Source organism: Neobacillus sp. K501 (assembly GCF_053749995.1).
On sequence record NZ_JBSLYA010000001.1, the window covers coordinates 206,061 to 225,027 of the forward strand.

The following is an 18,967-nucleotide window of genomic DNA, read 5'->3' on the forward strand; positions in this document are numbered from 1 at the left end:
TCCCCTCACCCTATTTAGATGAACCAGAACTAGCTAGAACTGGTTCCTTCTTGTCTTTCTTTAACGACTTTTTTAAAGCTTCAAACTCTGATTTCAAATCTGCTAATTGAGAAAGCTCCTGTGAGACTTGTTTCCATTCTGAATCGACATGTTTTGTATATTGCAATATTTCCATAAGCAGCTTGTTCTGCTCTTCATATGCTGCGGCAAATTGATCTTGCAAATTCCAGATTTGTTCTTCGAGAATATCAATCTTTTCTTCCGCTTGAATTGTTTGTTTCACGGCATTGGCTACATCTTTTTTGGTAGGAATATTCCAATAACTAGCCATCAGTTCTCGATTTCGCTTTAACATCTCTATGTATCTAGCATTCGCCTCGAGTCCGACCTTCGTCATTTGGATTAATCCATGGTTATCGATTGATTGAAATAGTAATCCATTTAGTCCTTTTTCCCACATTTCACTGACTCTTCTAAAAGAATCATAGGGATTAGTTAGCTTATCGTTAGACATCCCCTTCACCTCTTTCACCAGCAAATTTATTAATTTACCTGAAACTATGACTGTGTTTGTTTCCTCCTTTCAATGAATGAGTCTTCATTCATTTATCACTACTAATATTTTACAATGATAACTTTTCCTTTTCAATAACATTATCAGCGAAAATATGAAGATTCTGAAAACATTTTTACACATAAAAAAATAGCCGTCCTATGAGAGAACGACTGTTTTTATATTGTTAAGCAAATCGATAGTAAATTAACACAAAGGTAGCAAGAACAAAGATGAAATTAAGAAAAACAAAGATGAATTGATCTATTTTCGTTTTATGCATTTTTATTGGAGGATTATAGAATGATACCCCTTCAATAATAAAGATGATTAACACAATATGAACCATGAAATGACCGATGACTTCCTTCATTCCAAACAGCATGGTCGTCAAAATAAAGATGACAGTAACAACGAATCCAAGCACTCGGTTAAGGATCCCTACTACAAGTAAATAGCCAACAACAAATTCAATAAAGGCTGCCATCACAATAAAAACAGAAGGTTCAAAACCAAATGTCGGTACATGGTGATTTATGACAATATCCAATGACATGCTTGGGAATACCCATTTTTCAACAGCTACCCAACATAAGGATAATCCAGTTCCAAGATATAAGAATGGAAAGCCTATTTTCTCGTACTTTGTTTTACCAATTAGTAAAACCCCAATGATAGCAATATAGAAACCATAGTCTAGCATATAGAAAATGCCGTGTTCCATTGTAATGTAAACAAACAGACCTAGTAAAACAGCCGCTCCAACTTTTGTTGCTATATGATGTGGGATCAGTAAGCAGCCAATAGAAATCCAAGTAAACACAATCGCGAGCGAATGGTTAATCGGGAGCTCTGGAGCAAATAGCGTCCCATTACTCACTTGTATGATTAAAGCAATAGCAGTCCCGTATTTTAAAATGTATCGTGAGTATTTTCTTAAACTAGATAAATTCTCATCCCATTTTTTGATTTGCTTCCAACCTTCTGTTTTAGGAATAAGTAATGTAAGTGAAGCAAGGACAATCGCGGCAATTAAGGCCAAAGACATAAACAAAGGTGATAGTATATGTTCAATGGATTCTTTGTGTGGCGCCACTTTTGTGAACCACTTCACATGAGCTTCCGTTAAAAATGGACTCATCAAAGTACCGATTACTATTACTAGTGCAAATATTTTTTTCATTTTATTTTCCCCCCAATAAGAAAACAACATTATCATAGTATTAATATACATTAAGTTCTCAACAATATACCAAGGAAAAATTGAACGTTTTGTGAAGTATTTCACATTTTTGATTCTAAAATAAACCGCACATCCTAAAATCACTGTGCGGCCATTTCCATCTATAACTTCGTTCTTAAACTCCAAAGCTCTGGGAAAAAGTGTTGATCTAGTACTCTTTTTAAATAATTTACACCTGAAGACCCACCTGTTCCTTGTTTGTGCCCTATGATTCTTTCTACCGTGATCATATGATTGAAGCGCCATAATTGCTGCTGATTTCCGATATCCACTAACTTTTCTGCCAATTCGTATAAATCCCAGTATTGATGAACATTACTGTATACTTTCAACCAAGCTTCTTCAACACTGGGATTAGGTATATAAGTTATCGAAACATCTCGATTTAAAACTTCTTGATCAATCGGAATCCCACGGGCAGAAATGGCGTGGATCGCAGCATCATATATACTTGGTTTTTGCAAAGCCTTCTGCATTTTTTCGTATAGATCCTTTTGATGCTGATAGACAGCAAGGGTATGTGCGTTTTTATTTCCTAATGCAAACTCAATTAATCTATTTTGATAGGACTGGAATCCGGATGATTGACCGAGTTTATCTCTAAACTCCAAATACTCTGAAGGTGTTAAGGTAGAGAGAACACTCCAGGACTGAATCAATTGCTGTTGAATTCTTGAAACACGTGAGAGAATTTTGAAGGATGGTTCTAGATCGTTTCCTTGAATATACTCGATTGCCGCGGTTAATTCATGGATGATTAACTTCATCCATAATTCACTTGCTTGATGGATGATGATAAAGAGCATTTCATCATGGTGATTGGACAAACGGTGTTGACTAGCCAAAACCTTATCAAGATGTAGATAATCACCATACGACATCGCTTTTTGAAAATTGGTTTGAATATTATTTTCTTGTCCAATATTTGTGTTGTCTTTTGGTTTATTCATTTTATTACCTCCCCAAATAGTAAATTTATATGAATTAATTTTGAGAAATCTACAAAAGATAAAAAAAAATAAGGTGATGTCAATGAAGAATCTATTTGTTTCCCTTTTATTATTTTTCCTTGTATTAGTGCTGGTAGCATTTCTTGATTTTCTACAGGGGCTAGGTATAGGCGAAGTACTGAAAGGTTTTAGTAAACTTCAGTATAAGATAACAGGTGAAGACTATTTCCTCATTTTTATTTTTTTCCTTCCTCTTATTTATTTAAAGGCCTATAGCAAACTAAAAAAAAATCAGCAAACATAGCTATGATGTTTGCTGATTTCTTTTTTGTTTAATCAAAGCAATAATTAATAGCAAAATAGGAATCCCTACCTGCATAGGAAGATGTAAGTAATAGGGTACCACTTTTAATCCTTCATTTAAGTGTTCAATATCATTTGGAGCCATAATAATTGAACTAATAAGGACAATGATCCCCATTGGATAAATTAATTTCTTTGGTTGTTTAATATGAAACAAATCAGCAGTCCCAATGGTTGCACAGAAGAAAAACACCGTAATTTTTACAAACCCTAAAATCACCATACTAATAATCACTAGCGTATCCAGCCGTTGAATAAACTCAGCAATGTTAATATAGCTTACAGCAGTTAAGATGGGAAAGGCTGATCTTGTATAAATATCTGCCCCTTCAATAGCGATATTCAATAAGGTTTCGATTAGTAAAACCATACCGCTAATAATAATTCCAATTACCCCCATTTTTTTTGCCTTTTCTTGTTTGTTCAAGTAAGGCAGTAGGATGGTAAAGGTAATCATTTCACCGAAAGGAAACGTCATAGTAGTTGGAAAAAAGGCTTTTAATACTGGTTTCCAACCATTTTCTAACACAGGAAGGAGATGATCAAATTTAACGATTCCACTTGCAAATTCAAACAAAATTAGGAGTAGTAACATCAATATGATTATGAAAAGGCATAGTTCTGATATTCGAAAAAATACTTCCAATCCTTTGTAGATGGCATACATGACACACCCAATCATGATGATACCAATTGTCAGGCGTGTACTCTCCCGGTAGGCTGATATAACTAAAAGTTCTTCAAAATCACGCAGGACTCTGGAAGAAATGTATAGAAAATAAATGACATACAAAAGCCCTATTCCCCACCCTAAATATCGGCCAAGTATTTTTCGGAGATATTGTGTCAGTGGCAGTGAAGGATATAGATTATTTAATTTGGCAAAAACAAGATAAAGCCCACAGCCGAATAAAATGCCCATTATTACAACCATCCAAGCGTCTTGTTGAGCACCAGCCCCCAGCCCTAAAAGAAGAGCACTTCCTAATTCAAATAAAAATATGACACTAAACAATTGAAATCCGTTTATTTTTGCCTGGTCCATCTATATTTCCACTCCTTGTTAATAAGGATAAGGCTTAATTCGCATTCCTGTTCCTTCAATCTCCAAATTTACCTGGACATTTACCACTGCTTGTGAAAATAAGTCATTCCAATTATTCTTAACTTTCTTCCATTTATGATGGTTTGCAATACGTAAGTTTTCCCCAAAGCCGAAAACATCACTTTTTAGCTTCTGAGCAGCAACGATCCCTTCTCTTATTTCATTTTCTAATTCTCGTTCCGCTTTCAGCATCACTTCATTTAATACTTCAGGTTTACTAATATCTTTGTTGCAAAGCATTTCGGATAAATAACCATAGGCATTAGTTTGAACTGTAATCTCTGCTTGATTATTCTTTATTTCGACTTTAGATTTATTTTTCAATCGATTCACCATAACAGAATTATAGCGTCTCGCATCACAAGGAATATTCAAGTTGGTATTCTTCAATTGGTTTTGTATAATTTGAATCGATTTTGTCTTTTTTCCATCTAACCAGCCAACAAGTTTCCCTTTCCTAAAGACTGCTATTCCATTAAGTGAGACAATTGCTTTTTCCATCTTTTCTAGATTTTCTTTTGAAGAACCAGTCTTCTTGTCTCCTACAACGGTTATTCCATTTATTGAAGGCTCAATTCCATAACTCGTTAAATTTTCAATAACTTGATTGATTTTTACTTCTCCATATTCTCCCAGTAAACGGGATGAATTTTTAATTTTTCCTACGAATGTTCTAACTGGAACCTTATCGATAGAAGGAATAATATCCATTGTCGTTTTCACTTCATTGCCTCGTGCGATTAGGACAGGTACATTCACTCGAACACTTGCTTCACGCTCAAATACATCAAAAATAAAGTTTAAGCTTTCCTTTCTTGCCAAATGTTCGCCAATAATAACTAGCTGAATATGGGAGTAGACATTCTGACGTGAAAAAACTTTAGAGGAGTTCCTGGCAGCTTCAGAAAGTGTTTTCCCGCTGGTTTTATAGTTGTCCACAGGCGTAGCACCTGACCCCGTCTCCTTTGCTGCATTTTCTTTTGGATTGACCACTTGATAAACAACCTCGAAAGTTTCTTTATCTGGGTTATAGTCAATCCCTAATCCAAGGACAAGAGAAATTTCATTTAACTCTTTATAATTGGCGCAACCTGAGAGTGAACCAAATATTAAAATTATCACAAATAATAATGTTCTTCTCATTTGTTTGATCACTCAATCTTTCTCCCTTATTCTCACTCTGTTTCTTTTTACAGCAGGTGAAGGTCTTTTTACTAATTTTGTAAGGTTAAAACGGAACAGAACGTCCCGTTGCTCGTCGAGTTTAAATGGTGCAATTGGAGAAAGATAGGGAACTCCGAAAGATGAGAGCCCGCACATATGCATTCCGATGATGAGTGAAGCAATTAATACACCATACAATCCCGCATAGGCAGCGACAATTAATAATATAAATCGAAGTATTCGAGCAGCAATTCCAATATTGTAGTTTGGGAGTGCGAAGCTGGCAATGGCAGTTACGGATACAATGATCACCATCGCTGCTGACACAAATCCAGCATCAACCGCTGCCTGTCCCAGGATTAAGGCTCCCACAATAGAAAGAGCAGGACCTACTGCTCGAGGCATCCGAATGCCGGCTTCCCGTAAAACTTCAAAGGTAATTTCCATAAGGAAAGCCTCTACAATCGCAGGAAAGGGAATCGCCTCCCTTTGGGCAGCGATACTTACAAGTAATACCGTTGGAACTAGTGCATGATGGTGAGTAATCATGGCCACATATACAGCAGGAGCATATAAGGCTAATAGGAATGCTGCCAATCGTAACATCCTTAAAAAACTGCCAATATATTGATTCTGGTAATAATCTTCTGGTGATTGGAAAAGCTGGGTGAAGGTAACAGGGACAATAAGGACATAAGGTGTCCCATTTATAAAAATCGCCACCCGCCCTTCAAGTAAATTTCCTACGACAACATCAGGCCTTTCTGTATTTTGAACAGTTGGGAAAGGTGAATGATTGTCATCTAGTATAAAACTTTCGATATAGGAAGATTCAAGAATCCCATCAATGGTAATTTTTTGTAGTCGTTCTTTGACATCCCTTATAACAGATTCATTTGCAATATCCTTAAGATACATTATCTCAACGGTTGTTTGGGTCACATCACCGATACTCATCTGTTCAAGACGCAAATCCGGACTTTGAATTCTTGCTCTGACAAGCGAAGTATTCGTTCGAAGTTTTTCGGTAAAACTGTCTTTCGGACCACGGATCACGGTTTGAGTTGTGGGTTCGGCAATACTTCTCGATTCAATTTCTTTTGTTTCAAGGATTAGTGCACTTTTTTCCCCATCCATTAATATCACTGTGTTACCTGTAACAATTGCAGCTAGTATGTCTTTAAAAAAGTATTTTTCTTTCATATTGGAGATTGCTATAGTTTTTTCTAAGATCTCCCTCAATGGATCTTTTTTCAGATTAGAATTATAGGCTAGAAGAGGTTCAATGATATGTTCATGTATATTTTGTGTACTTGAAATCCCATCAATGTGTACAACAGCAAATGCAGTTAGGCTATCTCCACATTTTATCGTACGAATAATCAAATCGGAGCTTTCTCCCAACTCTATTTTGATTTGAGCAATATTATCTTGAATATCTGTTGTGATACGGTTATCAGAGATATCGGAATTCCCATTGTTTTGATTTTTGTTCATTTTCAACATAGGATTTCATCTCCTTAAACCTTTTTTTTATAATTACCAAATAACGTAAATTCATGTAATTTTTCGCCAATAAAATAAGCTAGGAAGATTGAAATCATCCTAGCTTTTAGCCTGATATTAAAGATGCATTACAGTACCAAAAAATATTGAATTTGATTGGTTAATACGGGGGTAATCGCTTGGATACGATAGCCAATACTTAATAATTGTGATAATGTTTCAGCACAATTGTTCTGTGGGGGCTCAATCGGTGCATGGAGGCTTTTATGAAGACTAATCAATTGATTATCCAAATTACAATGAAGCAAAATAACATGTCTTCCCGTCCAAGCTTGACCAATCATTGGTTGTGGTCGTCGTAAATACCTCATAAAGCAACATCCTTACTTATTAATACCATAGTTTATGTGAGTAAACATGGTTATGACAAAAACAAAAAAGCAGATGTCTCTGCTTTTTGTTTTGAATCCATTAAATCATTTCTGCCATTATTTTTAATGGAGGTGAAAGCTCTAAAAACCGTTCAAATGTCATTTCACATGCTTCATATTTTTCAAGGAGGTCAAGCATTGATAATTTATCGTTTTCTTCCTCAAGTAATAATTCTAATTCCCGTTTATGTGGAGGACATACAGTCAAATCAGCCATTTCACGGATTTGACTGCGGGTCGCTACAGCTTGCAAATCTACACTATTATCAAGAAGCTCATAAAGACTTATCGTACGTTCTAATGGCAGATGGTTTATGTTATCTCCACTAGCAGATAACATTACCCGAGCATTACCATTCAATCGATAACGACGTAAAACTCGATTTACATTCTCTTTGCTATTACTTGGTAAATCCGACAATTGATCAACTTCTTGATTAACATAATGCATCGTTAGGACACTGCGTTTCAACTCATCTTTATTTACTCGTGTCAATCCAAAGACCTTCATGACATCAGTCAAAAATACCCTTTTCCAGGCTTGAAGCTGTTCCTCAATGTCATTACTTACATCCGCCTCACCGCGCTCCGAGAACCGTATAGCTCCTTTTAAGGCTAGCTGTTCATCGATGAATCTCGGCACATCTTGATATGTATTGGCCCAGTTACGATCTCCACAGCCAAATACGGCATATTGAACTCCATTTAGTTTGCTTGGTTCGAGCTGATCTAACCATTGAACAAATTTCCGTGCATTTTTTGGTGGTCGTCCATTATAAGAGGAAGTGATAATTAAGACTATCCCCTCGGCAGGTAATTGATCAATCCAATCATCAAGTGGCGCTACCTTACTCATGAAACCAACTTGGCTAGCTGTTGCCGCCATTTCACGGGCAATACCCTCTGCCGTCCCCATATTGGAACCATACAGCACAAGGAATGGCTGATTGTTTACCCCTATCAGTGAATAATTTTGAGCTAGACTACGTTTTTTCAACTCGCCCGCATTATTTTCCCGTGAATCAACCATTGGGTTGACTATTTTTTGCTCTCTTACTTGGACACGCATGGTAAAATTGTCCGGTTTCAGCGTCATAGTTTGTTTTATTTTCAATTGGTAGTTTGTATGATCAATTAGTTCAAACTTCTGAAGAATCATACCCATCAATAATGTCGCTTCATGAAGGGCAAACTGCATTCCAATACAAGCCCGCTGCCCATTACCAAAAGGTTTATAAGCATCATGTGGAATTTTACTTGGATCTTCAAATCGTTCAGGGCGAAACTCCTCCGCGTCTTCTCCCCATGCCTCTTTGTCTCGGTGTAGTTGCGGTAAGAGGACCACAACATTTTGCCTCTTATCGATCTTATATTTTCCTCCAAGAACCAAATCTTCCTTTGCATAAAGGGTAAATTGTGGTGCTGTCGGGTATAAGCGTAGTGATTCATTTAATATCATTCGAACATATTTAAGTTGTGTAACTTGTTTATAGGTTGGAATCGGACCTGTTAATACTTGATCCACTTCTTCATAAGCTTTTTTAAGGACTTCTGGATGCTTTAATAGCAGGTAAAGAGTAAACGACAATAAACCACTCGTTGTTTCATGTCCTGCTATCAGGAAAGTGATGATTTGAAAACGAATATTTTCATCACTAAGCTGCTCCCCTGTTTGTGGATCCTTAGCGCTAAGCATCCGCGCAAGCATATCGGTTTCCCCTTGATCCCCTTGTTCTTTCCGCTCAGCAATTAATTGGTCAACTAAGGTAAACATCTCCTGGATATCCTGCTCGAATTGTCGTTTTCGTTTAAACATAAATTTATCTTGAATCGGCAGTCGTGTACCTTGATGCATGGCTTCATCGAGAGAATTCACCATATTGTTGATAAAAGGATGGTGATTTTCACGGTAGAAACTGTTAAAGCGATAATTAAAACCACATAAACCAATCGTGTCCAATGTCAGCTTCGTCATATCATCTGCTACATCAATACTCTCATTAGGGTTAAGTCGTTCCCATTTTTGTACTAACTGTAAGGCAATATCTACCATCATCGAGTGGTAACCCTTCATTGCTTGTTGACTAAAAGATGGGACAAGAATGTTATGAGCTTTTTGCCAGTTAGGCTCTTGGGTCTTACTGGTAAATAGCCCATCTCCTGAAAAAGCCCGAACCTTACTTAAACCACCTGCCAGGCTTTTATCGAATTTTGGATTATTACAGACCTCAGCAGTCAATTCATGTCCTGAAAGAATAATGGTTGAGAATCCTCCAGAAAACTCCATTCGATAAATTGGACCATACTGCTCTGCCAATTCGCAAAATGATAAAGTAGGTGCTTCCTTATCAATTAGCGGCAAGTTGCCTAGCGGACCGTAGGTCTTGGGCTGTGGAATTGGGATGAAATTTTCCATAATAACTCTCCTTTGCATAATATATGATCTAACGAATGAAATTTATGAATGAATAATCATTCATTTTCTTGTTAAAAAAAATACAATTACATTTTCCCTCAATACCTATTAATTTCGAATAATTCAACAAATTTAAAATTAGTATAATACTATTTTCGTAAGATAGCAATAATAGATTTTGAACTTTTTGATAATTTGTTAACATTGAAGAATACTGATATTTTTTCAAGAAAAATAAGGAGGGAATCAGGTGGTTTCGAGCTTTCTAATGGATGAGCTTTGGCTCAATAATATGTGCACTCTTGCTGAAAGAAGAAATAATTCATCGTAGTTATTTTTCAAGTATTCAGCGATAATGTTGATTCCTTGGTTAAATTGGTCAACTAAATGATAGGTATATTTCTCGTTCCAATCATACTTGTTTATTCTTATTAGTTCATCAGCGAGTATTTGGAATTTAAAATCTTCGATGATGAGTTTGATTTGATACAATTTATCAGGATTTAATCTAAAGCTGTTTTTATGATGATGATATTTATGGACTAATTTAATAAAACTGTGTATATTTTCTGCCAGCATGATCGCTTTTTGCATCTCGAAGTTCATCACAGCTTCTCCTCCCAAAACAAATTCTTTTTCTAAAAAGTATATGTATGGATACGATATTCGAAAACCAATATGTGATTACATTTAAAATTAAGAAAAACCCATCACCTTTTATGTAATGGGTTTAAGTGATCTAAAGTTATAGGATATCCATCCAAATTTTCACTGCTGTTGCTAGAATTAATAACGCTAAAATCACCTGCAATACTTTGGTGTTAATTTTTTTCCCTGCTATTGCACCTAGAGGTGAGGCGATTAGACTTGCAATAACCATGATGAGGGAAGGAAAAAATTCAACTTGTCCTGTGGTAATTTTTCCAACAGTTGCACCTATTGATGATAGAAACGTAATGGCCAGTGAAGAAGCAATCGTCATACGTGTAGGTATTTTTAAGACAACAAGCATGATTGGAACTAATAAAAATGCGCCTGCTGCTCCAACAATTCCAGAACCAATTCCAACTATTAGAGCCAGAATAGCTGCCAGCCATTTATTAAACTTCACTTGTTCAAGAGGAATATCGTCAATACCTTTTTTCGGAATAAACATCATGACAGCCGCAATTAAGGCTAGAATACCATATACTAAATTAATTCCACCCTCTGTCATCAACCTTGAACCATAACCGCCTACAAAACTACCAATTAATATGCTAGCCCCCATATATCCGATTAGCGTCTTATTTAAATAACCGCCTTTACGATAGGCCCATACACCACCAATTGTCGCGAAAAACACTTGTACAGCACTTATTCCAGACACTTCGTGGGCACTAAATGCTGCTAGACCAAATATCGGAGGAATGTATAAAAGCATTGGATATTTAATAATCGAACCGCCTATTCCTAACATCCCTGATAAATAGGAACCAATAAATCCTATTAAGAAAATGGTCAAAATAAATCCAAAATCCATTTTACTTCCACCCCCTTTAAGAAAAGGGAACCATACCAGGTTCCCTATTTCTTAACCTTTTTTAATCCAAAACTTAAGTACATCATTCTCTATTTCATGATTCATTAACTCGTGACCGCCTGATTTTGCCCATGCTGCAAGGTCATTTTTTGCTCCTTTATCGGTAGCATGAATTTCTAAAACTTGGCCGCTTTCTAATTCATTCATTGCCTTTTTGGTCTTAACGATCGGCATTGGGCATGCTAGCCCTTTTGCATCTAAAACTTTATTTGCTTCCATTACTTTTACCTCCTAGTATTTATCGAACGGCACAGCGATTTGGTCCAATTTCCATTTCTCGTTGTTTTTCATCATCAGGATTGATTTTCCCCATGTTCGTTTCACGAATTTCTTGATAAGAATTTGGTTGTGGTGGCAGGTTTTCCGTAACCATTTTTCTAAATTTCGCTTCATCTTCTATATTTAAACCATGATTTTTGGCAAAAAGTGTTCCTAGTTTTTCTGCTACACTTCCATCTTCATTCAATTCTTCAATTATCATAAAATGTGCAGGAAGTACGATAAGATCTTCAGATAATTCTCTGTATTTCTTATATAAACTTTCTCTTAAATCTCCCACCCAATCTTGGGCTAAACCAGCTAAATCTGGCCTTCCAATTGAGTCAATGAATAGGATGTCACCCGTTAGCAGAAATTTTTCATCCACGATAAATGAAGTAGAACCAATTGTATGCCCGGGTGAATATAAGGCTTGGATTTTGATTTTTACATTTCCAATTTCAACCTCGTTTCCATCTTCTAATGGATGATAGGCAAAAGTAACTTCTGCTGCATCTTTTGGAGGGAGCCAATAAGTTGCACCTGTTCGTTCAGCAATATTTCTTCCGCCAGAAATGTGATCGGCATGCAGGTGTGTGTCAAATACATGATTAATTTTCGCACCAATTCTTTCAGCGAATTCAAGATAAACTTCCGTCATCCGAGTTGCATCAATAATAGCAGCATCGCCATTCGACACAACCATGTAAGATAAACATCCTTTACCAATCCGCACGAATTGATAAATTTCGCCACCATCTTTTAACTCTCCAATTTTTACAGGTTCTAAATGTTCACTCCATGCCTTCATACCACCCTTTAGGTAAGAAACCGATAACCCTGCATCCGAGAGCATTTCAGCTATCATAATGGATGATCCTTCTTTCGCACAGACAACTAAAACTTCTTTATCAGATGGAACCTTATCGATAATTCCTTCTACACCATCAAGTAATTCAAAATACGGAATGTTAAGATACTCAAAGTTTTTACCTTCAATCTTCCAATCCTGAAAGTCACTTTCATTACGAACATCTAATATGAACAATTCATCTTTATTAAAAACTTTTTTAGTTACTTCTTTTGAAGTCATCATGCTTACAGTCACCAAAATTACCCCCTTAGGTATATTTGAAACTAAAATTTTTTCATGCTAAAGAGAAGTTATTTTCCCAGTCCATTGACTCATTCCTGGGACAACATTCATTACTTTCTTAAATCCTCTTTCTGCTAAAGTTTGTGCAGCAAGGTCACTACGGTTCCCTGTTCGGCAGACGACAAAGATGTCATCCTCTTTGTTTAATTCATTTAAACGATTTTCTAGTTCACCTAATGGAATAGAAATAGCATCTGGAATATGATGAAAGACATATTCTGCTGTTTCCCTTACATCAAGAATAACTATGTTATCATTTGCATTGATTTTCTTTTCAAGCTCTTCATTATTAATTACTTTTTCGTGTTTTCTTTCGATTGTTTCATCACTAGAGGACTTTCTAAGATAGTGACATAAAACCTCACCTTCCTCGATTGTACCTAAGTATTGATGTCCCGATTTCTCAGCCCAAGCCAGCAAGTCAGCTTTGGATCCTTTATCAGTTGCTTGAACTTCAAGCACTTGACCCGCCTCTAAGTTGTTCATTGCCTTCTTTGTTTTAACGATAGGCATTGGACATGCTAACCCTTTTGCATCTAAAATCATATTAGCTTTTATCGTCTCCATCTTAAAACCTCCTGTTTATATACCTGTATAGGTATTATTGTAGATGAAAAAATTATTCAACTTTCCCTTCCCAAGAAAGCATGCCACCGGTCATATTGATTACGTTAAATCCCTGGTACTCAAGAAATTGTGAAGCACGAGCACTTCTACCACCTGAACGACAGACGATGGTATACTCTTTCGTTTTATCCAATTCATGCATACGAAACTCTAGCAGTCCTAGAGGAATATTTATCGCTCCTGAAATTTTTCCAGTTGCAACCTCATCTACTTCGCGAACATCTATGATTTCAAGTTTTTTTCCTTCAATTAGTAATTGTTCAACTTCTTTCGCCGCCATTTCTTTCATTGTCCATTCCTCCTTATTATGACCAGGCGCTCATACCGCCTTTTACATTCGTTACTTTTGTATAACCCAATTTCTTTAATAGTTTACTGGCTTTTTGACTTCTCATCCCACTCTGGCAAATCACAACAATTTCCTTATCCTTTGACAGTTCTTTCTCTGCTCTTTCTGTAAGCTGATGGAGAGGAATATTTTTAAATTCCTTTATATTTTTTCCCTTAAATTCTCCTGCTGTCCTCACATCTACAAAGATTTTATTTTTATCTTTTAATTCATTTTTTAAATCCACTGTTGAAATATTTCTGATCCCTTTTGTTGGTATAAAGCGATTTACAATAAAAAACAGTAAAAGTGCAAGTAATAGATAATTTAAATACTCCATTTAAAGTCCTCCTATCAAGAATGAAATCTTAGATAAACAAATTGACATTTCCATCTTCCGCTTCTGCTAAATAAGCGGCAACTCCTGCATATTCAATATTATCTAAAAGCTCTTCTTTTTGCAGACCTAATAAATCCATCGTCATGGTACATGCGATTAATTTTACTTCCTGCTCTTGTGCCATTTCGATTAGTTGAGGAAGTGGGAGTGCATTGTGTTTTTTCATCACCTTTTTGATTAGCTTAGGGCCGAAACCTGCAAAGTTCATTTTCGATAACCCCATTTTGTCAGCGCCTCTAGGCATTATTTTCGCAAACATTTTTTCCAGGAATCCTTTTTCAACCGAAATACTTTCATCTTTTCTTAAGGCATTTAATCCCCAGAATGTGTGAAAAATCGTTACATCATGATCATAGGCTGCTGCACCATTCGCAATAATATAAGCTGCCATTGCTTTGTCATAATCCCCACTCAATAATACAATAGTTGTTTTTTTCTTTTCTGCCATTTTATATTCTCCTCCACCTTTAGTTACCCATAGGGGTATTATTTAATTCAAAAAAATGTACCGTTACCCCTATGGGTATAATGTTAATGAAAATAAAAGGGGGTGTCAACCCTTTTTATTTTTTAACGACTTTTTACCAATAGGTTTACTGCCTCTTTGATCAATTCTTCGGCACTACTTTCTTTCGTTTCTTCTGCTTTTCTAACACATTCCACTAAATTAGAACTTACAATCACACCGATAGTTCGATCAATAGCAGTTCTTGCTGCAGATAACTGTGTAATAACTTCTTTACAATCTTTATCTTCTTCCATTAAACGTAAAATACCTCTAAGCTGTCCCTCAATCCGTTTTACCCTATTTTTGATTTGATCATTATAATCCATGGCTTTACCTCCTCTAACAGTCTTTATCTTTACTCGAAAAAAATAAATATCACTGATAGATCCAATAATATACCCCTATAGGTATAATGTCAATAATAAATTTTAAGTCATCTTTCTGTTAGGCTGTTTTCGCAAACTTTATTTGTTTTGGTATCTACCATCTACATTATCGTTTCAGCCCTTAGTAGAACTGATTTATCAGGTTAAATTGGTGATCATACGCGACCACTGATGCCCGTCCACGTGTTTTTTCCTGTATAACGGGAATCAGATGGCTTCTCTGATGCCCGTCCACTTGCTTTTTCTGTGAAACGGGAATCAGATTTCTTCTCTGATGCCTCACGTGTTTTTTCCTGTATAACGGGAATCAGATGGCTTCTCTGATGCCCATCCAAGTGCTTTTTCTTGTGAAACGGGAATCAGATGGCTTCTCTGTTGCCCGTCCACGTGTTTTTTCTTGTGAAACGGGAATCAGATTTCTTCTCTGATGCCCGTACACATGCTTTTTCTTGTGAAACGGGAATCAGATTTCTTCTCTGATGCCCGTACACATGCTTTTTCTTGTGAAACGGGAATCATATGTCTTCTCTGATGCCCGTACACATGCTTTTTCTTGTGAAACGGGAATCATATGTCTTCTCTGATGCCCGTACACATGCTTTTTCTTGTGAAACGGGAATCAGATTTCTTCTCTGATGCCCGTACACATGCTTTTTCTTGTGAAAAGGAATTAGATTTCTTGATGCCCGTACACATGTTTTTTCTTGTGAAACGGGAATCAGATTTCTTCTCTGATGCCCGTACACATGTTTTTTCTTGTGAAACGGGAATCAGATGGCTTCTCTGATGCCCGTACACATGTTTTTTCTTGTGAAACGGGAATCAGATGGCTTCTCTGATGCCCGTACACATGTTTTTTTTTGTGAAACGGGAATCAGATGCATACTTTGATGCCCGTCTACATGTTTTTTCTTGTGAAACGGGAATCAAATTTCTTCTCTGATGCCCGTACACATGTTTTTTCTTGTGAAACGGGAATCAGATGTCTTCTCTGATGCCCATCAAAGGGAATTTTCGAGTTCCATGGAAATCACTCTGAAAAATCTCCAAAAACGTTCTATTTTTGTATTTTTCAGGTGAATCCTCGAGAAATAATTGAAAACAACATTCATTTAGAAAAGAGCCTTCTATTAATAAGATGGAGACCGCCTTTATCATAGCGGTCCTACATTTTGTTTATTTCTTTTTAATCCAGAATTTAATGAGTTTTTCATCCTGTTCTGTTTTTAAAATGGTATGACCAGCGTTATTTGACCATGCGGGAAGATCATTTAAAGAACCTTTGTCTGTAACATGAAGCTCAATAACTTGGCCACTTTCCAATGAATCAATCCCCTTTTTTAGTTTAACAATTGGCAGCGGACAAGTTAACCCACTTACATCCACAACGGAATCTACCCTGATTGTATTTGAATTTTCTACAACAGTTTCCCCAAGATCATTTGTTGTTGTTTCAACATTCTTATTTATATTGCTGCCAAATACAGATGAGTAAGTTTTCCAGCCTCCATCGACATTTTTAACATTATAGCCGTTATTTTTAAGAATTCGGCTTGCTAAATATCCTCTTAATCCCACCTGACAGCTTACATAAACAGTCTTATCTTTTGGTATTTCATCTAATTTATTTCGTAGATCGTTCAGGGAGATATTAATGGAACCTTCAATATAACCAAATTCACGTTCCATTGGTTCACGAACATCGATTAACAGTCCACCTTCAGCAACAATTTGATCAACCTCATACCATTGTACATGTTCCAACTCTCCATCCATAATATTCGTTGCAACGTAGCCTGCCATATTAACTGGATCTTTTGCTGAAGAATACGGTGGTGCGTATGATAATTCTAGATTTGTTAAATCTTCTACTGTTAATCCACCTTTAATCGCAGTTGCAATTACATCGATTCGCTTATCCACGCCGTCGGCTCCAACGGCTTGTGCTCCAAAGATTTTCCCTGTTTCTTTATCAAAGATTATTTTTAATGAAATTGGAGCAGCTCCTGGATAATATCCAGCATGCGAACTTGGGTGAATATGCACAACTTCATAGTTCATTCCTAAACGCTTTAATGTTTTTTCATTATTACCGGTAGCTGCAACTGTTAATTCAAACACCTTAGCAATGGAAGTTCCTAATGTCCCCTGATACTTTTCTATTTTGCCCATCATATTATTAGCAGCAATACGCCCTTGTCTGTTGGCGGGTCCTGCAAGTGGAATCATCGTCTTTGTTCCATTGATGAAATCAACTACCTCTACAGCATCCCCAACCGCATAGATATCTTCGTTAGACGTTTGAAGGAATTCATTAACCACAATTCCTCCACGCTCCCCTAATGCCAAACCTGCAGTACTAGCTAATTCATTTTCAGGTCTAACACCGATAGATAAAATAGTCATATCTGTTTGAATTTCCGTTCCATCTGCTAAAATTACTTTCTTTCCATGATCCGTAAAGGAATGAACGCCATTTTCAAGAATTAACTTAACTCCTTTTTCTTTTAAATGAGTGTGCAAAATACTAGCCATTTCAATATCGATTGGTGCCATAATTTGATTGGCCATTTCAATAATCGTAACTTCGACTCCCCTGTCTACCAGGTTTTCAGCCATCTCGATCCCGATAAACCCACCGCCAATAACAACTGCTCTTTTAGGAAGTTGAGAGTCCACATAATTTTTGATTTGATCTGTATCTGGAATATTTCTTAATGTAAAAAGAGTCTCATTTTCAGTTAATCCTGGAATAGGTGGTACAATTGGCCTTGCTCCTGGTGATAAAAGTAACTTGTCATACCATTCCTCGTACACTTCACCGGTTTGGAGGTTCTTTATGGTGACATTTTTCTTGTCTGGATTAATACTTACCACTTCGCTTAAATTACGGATATCAAGATTAAATCGTTCAGACATCCCTTTTACGGTTTGTACTAATAATTTGCTGCGATCCTTAATCGTTTCACCAATATAATAAGGTAAACCGCAGTTTGCAAACGATATATGTTCTCCACGTTCCACAAGAACAATCTCCACATCCTCACTAATTCTTCTTAATCTTGCTGCAGCAGTAGCTCCTCCTGCCACGCCACCAACAATAATAACTTTCTTAGTCATTTTGAATTCTCCTTCAATTTTTTCTTAATATACCCCTTAGGGTTTATACCTATATGGGTATTATATCTCTCAAAAAAATATTGTAAAGTGATTAATAGAGATATTCACATTTTCTTCACAATCAATAATGGAAAATAGACCAGGTCATCTCTGGTCTATTCTAATGAAATTTTTGGGCAATTTTGTTATGAGTGACTTCCATTTTACCAGGCAAAACGAAGAGATACTCGATTAAACTTTCTAATAAATCCATTAATAAGGAAGTTGTCTCATAGTCCATTTCAGTTTCTAATTCAAGCATCCTGTGCAAGGAGCCATCTGATGCGAGCAGATGGCTTAACGATTGAATCGGCTTTGCTAGTTCAACATGATTTGGCAAAATTTCAAGCTGTTGCGATAAGGGTTGACCCTTACTTTTTTCTTTAAGAAAATGTTTAAGGATACTTTCTATTACCCGCTTGGACATAACAGCAGTAGCTGAATTCTCTCTAGATTGATGTACGTTAATCGCGGATCGGTAAGCTCGAATAAGATCCCTTGGTACATTAGGGAGGCTTTCTATTTGATTGATTGGATGTTTAGAAGCTTGAACATCATAGATATATGTATCAGCATGTTCACCTTGATCATCGGGAAAATCCCTGGTCATAATGACAAAGACAGCAGATTTTTTACAAGTAGGACAACTAGACTCCGTGACCAATCCATTTTTGCTGCTTTGATAATTGGCATTGAGCATAAACTCAGTTGTCTTTCTGCACTCAGGACACTCACTTAGAATACTCTTCGGTATTTTAATGTTCCCATATCTAATGTAAGAATTGACGGAGCCAGAATTTATCCTTCTCATATGACAGCCTCCCGAATATTC

General features: G+C 36.5%; 18 protein-coding genes and 1 pseudogene. All 19 read right to left on the reverse strand.

Annotated elements, in window-relative coordinates:
• Window positions 1-10 precede the first annotated feature (10 nt).
• Window positions 11-514: a hypothetical protein gene (locus ACWM35_RS00980; RefSeq protein ID WP_454814603.1), complete on the reverse strand. Its 504-nt coding sequence runs from the start codon at window positions 512-514 to the stop codon at window positions 11-13.
• 226 nt (window positions 515-740) lie between these two features.
• The gene (locus ACWM35_RS00985) at window positions 741-1,736 is read right to left on the reverse strand and encodes a hypothetical protein (RefSeq protein ID WP_454814604.1); all 996 of its coding nucleotides are present in this window, start codon (window positions 1,734-1,736) and stop codon (window positions 741-743) included.
• A 161-nt stretch (window positions 1,737-1,897) separates the two neighbouring features.
• Entirely contained in the window at window positions 1,898-2,746 is an 849-nt protein-coding gene (gene kynA, locus ACWM35_RS00990) for a tryptophan 2,3-dioxygenase (protein WP_454814606.1), read from the reverse strand.
• Window positions 2,747-3,050: 304 nt separating this feature from the next.
• Window positions 3,051-4,154, reverse strand: a complete 1,104-nt coding sequence (locus ACWM35_RS00995) for a GerAB/ArcD/ProY family transporter (protein ID WP_454814608.1) — start codon at window positions 4,152-4,154, stop codon at window positions 3,051-3,053.
• 18 nt (window positions 4,155-4,172) lie between these two features.
• Window positions 4,173-5,369, reverse strand: a complete 1,197-nt coding sequence (locus ACWM35_RS01000; protein ID WP_454814610.1) for a Ger(x)C family spore germination protein — start codon at window positions 5,367-5,369, stop codon at window positions 4,173-4,175.
• A complete protein-coding gene (locus ACWM35_RS01005) occupies window positions 5,370-6,884 on the reverse strand; it encodes a spore germination protein (RefSeq protein WP_454814612.1) in 1,515 nt (504 codons plus the stop codon).
• A gap of 128 nt (window positions 6,885-7,012) precedes the next feature.
• The gene (locus ACWM35_RS01010) at window positions 7,013-7,255 is read right to left on the reverse strand and encodes a hypothetical protein (RefSeq protein ID WP_454814614.1); all 243 of its coding nucleotides are present in this window, start codon (window positions 7,253-7,255) and stop codon (window positions 7,013-7,015) included.
• A 121-nt stretch (window positions 7,256-7,376) separates the two neighbouring features.
• Window positions 7,377-9,731: pseudogene (locus ACWM35_RS01015) on the reverse strand (cytochrome P450); the annotation flags it as partial.
• A gap of 246 nt (window positions 9,732-9,977) precedes the next feature.
• Window positions 9,978-10,337: a hypothetical protein gene (locus ACWM35_RS01020; protein WP_454814616.1), complete on the reverse strand. Its 360-nt coding sequence runs from the start codon at window positions 10,335-10,337 to the stop codon at window positions 9,978-9,980.
• A gap of 139 nt (window positions 10,338-10,476) precedes the next feature.
• The gene (locus ACWM35_RS01025; RefSeq protein WP_454814618.1) at window positions 10,477-11,253 is read right to left on the reverse strand and encodes a sulfite exporter TauE/SafE family protein; all 777 of its coding nucleotides are present in this window, start codon (window positions 11,251-11,253) and stop codon (window positions 10,477-10,479) included.
• Window positions 11,254-11,304: 51 nt separating this feature from the next.
• Complete coding sequence (locus ACWM35_RS01030) at window positions 11,305-11,532, reverse strand: sulfurtransferase TusA family protein (RefSeq protein ID WP_454814620.1); 228 nt, start codon at window positions 11,530-11,532, stop codon at window positions 11,305-11,307.
• 19 nt (window positions 11,533-11,551) lie between these two features.
• On the reverse strand, window positions 11,552-12,679 hold the full coding sequence (locus tag ACWM35_RS01035; protein ID WP_454814622.1) for an MBL fold metallo-hydrolase: 1,128 nt from the start codon (window positions 12,677-12,679) through the stop codon (window positions 11,552-11,554).
• Between the two features lie 45 nt (window positions 12,680-12,724).
• Window positions 12,725-13,294 carry a sulfurtransferase TusA family protein gene (locus tag ACWM35_RS01040; protein ID WP_454814624.1) on the reverse strand — a complete coding sequence of 190 codons (570 nt, stop codon included), beginning with the start codon at window positions 13,292-13,294 and terminating at the stop codon, window positions 12,725-12,727.
• 52 nt (window positions 13,295-13,346) lie between these two features.
• Entirely contained in the window at window positions 13,347-13,643 is a 297-nt protein-coding gene (locus ACWM35_RS01045) for a rhodanese-like domain-containing protein (RefSeq protein ID WP_454814626.1), read from the reverse strand.
• 16 nt (window positions 13,644-13,659) lie between these two features.
• Window positions 13,660-14,022 carry a rhodanese-like domain-containing protein gene (locus ACWM35_RS01050; protein ID WP_454814628.1) on the reverse strand — a complete coding sequence of 121 codons (363 nt, stop codon included), beginning with the start codon at window positions 14,020-14,022 and terminating at the stop codon, window positions 13,660-13,662.
• A 28-nt stretch (window positions 14,023-14,050) separates the two neighbouring features.
• A complete protein-coding gene (locus ACWM35_RS01055; protein WP_454814630.1) occupies window positions 14,051-14,530 on the reverse strand; it encodes a DsrE/DsrF/DrsH-like family protein in 480 nt (159 codons plus the stop codon).
• Between the two features lie 122 nt (window positions 14,531-14,652).
• Window positions 14,653-14,916, reverse strand: a complete 264-nt coding sequence (locus ACWM35_RS01060) for a metal-sensitive transcriptional regulator (RefSeq protein WP_454814632.1) — start codon at window positions 14,914-14,916, stop codon at window positions 14,653-14,655.
• 1,236 nt (window positions 14,917-16,152) lie between these two features.
• Window positions 16,153-18,096, reverse strand: a complete 1,944-nt coding sequence (locus tag ACWM35_RS01065; protein ID WP_454814634.1) for a CoA-disulfide reductase — start codon at window positions 18,094-18,096, stop codon at window positions 16,153-16,155.
• Between the two features lie 160 nt (window positions 18,097-18,256).
• Complete coding sequence (locus ACWM35_RS01070; protein ID WP_454814636.1) at window positions 18,257-18,946, reverse strand: hypothetical protein; 690 nt, start codon at window positions 18,944-18,946, stop codon at window positions 18,257-18,259.
• Between the last annotated feature and the right edge of the window lie 21 nt (window positions 18,947-18,967).

What these genes read in the sequence shown, in the direction of transcription:
- ACWM35_RS00980 (WP_454814603.1), bottom strand. Translation starts at nt 514, where the DNA reads ATGTCTAACGATAAGCTAACTAATCCCTATGATTCTTTTAGAAGAGTC.
- ACWM35_RS00985 (WP_454814604.1), bottom strand. Translation starts at nt 1,736, where the DNA reads ATGAAAAAAATATTTGCACTAGTAATAGTAATCGGTACTTTGATGAGT.
- kynA (WP_454814606.1), bottom strand. Translation starts at nt 2,746, where the DNA reads ATGAATAAACCAAAAGACAACACAAATATTGGACAAGAAAATAATATT.
- ACWM35_RS00995 (WP_454814608.1), bottom strand. Translation starts at nt 4,154, where the DNA reads ATGGACCAGGCAAAAATAAACGGATTTCAATTGTTTAGTGTCATATTT.
- ACWM35_RS01005 (WP_454814612.1), bottom strand. Translation starts at nt 6,884, where the DNA reads ATGTTGAAAATGAACAAAAATCAAAACAATGGGAATTCCGATATCTCT.
- ACWM35_RS01010 (WP_454814614.1), bottom strand. Translation starts at nt 7,255, where the DNA reads ATGAGGTATTTACGACGACCACAACCAATGATTGGTCAAGCTTGGACG.
- ACWM35_RS01020 (WP_454814616.1), bottom strand. Translation starts at nt 10,337, where the DNA reads ATGAACTTCGAGATGCAAAAAGCGATCATGCTGGCAGAAAATATACAC.
- ACWM35_RS01025 (WP_454814618.1), bottom strand. Translation starts at nt 11,253, where the DNA reads ATGGATTTTGGATTTATTTTGACCATTTTCTTAATAGGATTTATTGGT.
- ACWM35_RS01030 (WP_454814620.1), bottom strand. Translation starts at nt 11,532, where the DNA reads ATGGAAGCAAATAAAGTTTTAGATGCAAAAGGGCTAGCATGCCCAATG.
- ACWM35_RS01040 (WP_454814624.1), bottom strand. Translation starts at nt 13,294, where the DNA reads ATGGAGACGATAAAAGCTAATATGATTTTAGATGCAAAAGGGTTAGCA.
- ACWM35_RS01045 (WP_454814626.1), bottom strand. Translation starts at nt 13,643, where the DNA reads ATGAAAGAAATGGCGGCGAAAGAAGTTGAACAATTACTAATTGAAGGA.
- ACWM35_RS01050 (WP_454814628.1), bottom strand. Translation starts at nt 14,022, where the DNA reads ATGGAGTATTTAAATTATCTATTACTTGCACTTTTACTGTTTTTTATT.
- ACWM35_RS01055 (WP_454814630.1), bottom strand. Translation starts at nt 14,530, where the DNA reads ATGGCAGAAAAGAAAAAAACAACTATTGTATTATTGAGTGGGGATTAT.
- ACWM35_RS01060 (WP_454814632.1), bottom strand. Translation starts at nt 14,916, where the DNA reads ATGGATTATAATGATCAAATCAAAAATAGGGTAAAACGGATTGAGGGA.
- ACWM35_RS01065 (WP_454814634.1), bottom strand. Translation starts at nt 18,096, where the DNA reads ATGACTAAGAAAGTTATTATTGTTGGTGGCGTGGCAGGAGGAGCTACT.
- ACWM35_RS01070 (WP_454814636.1), bottom strand. Translation starts at nt 18,946, where the DNA reads ATGAGAAGGATAAATTCTGGCTCCGTCAATTCTTACATTAGATATGGG.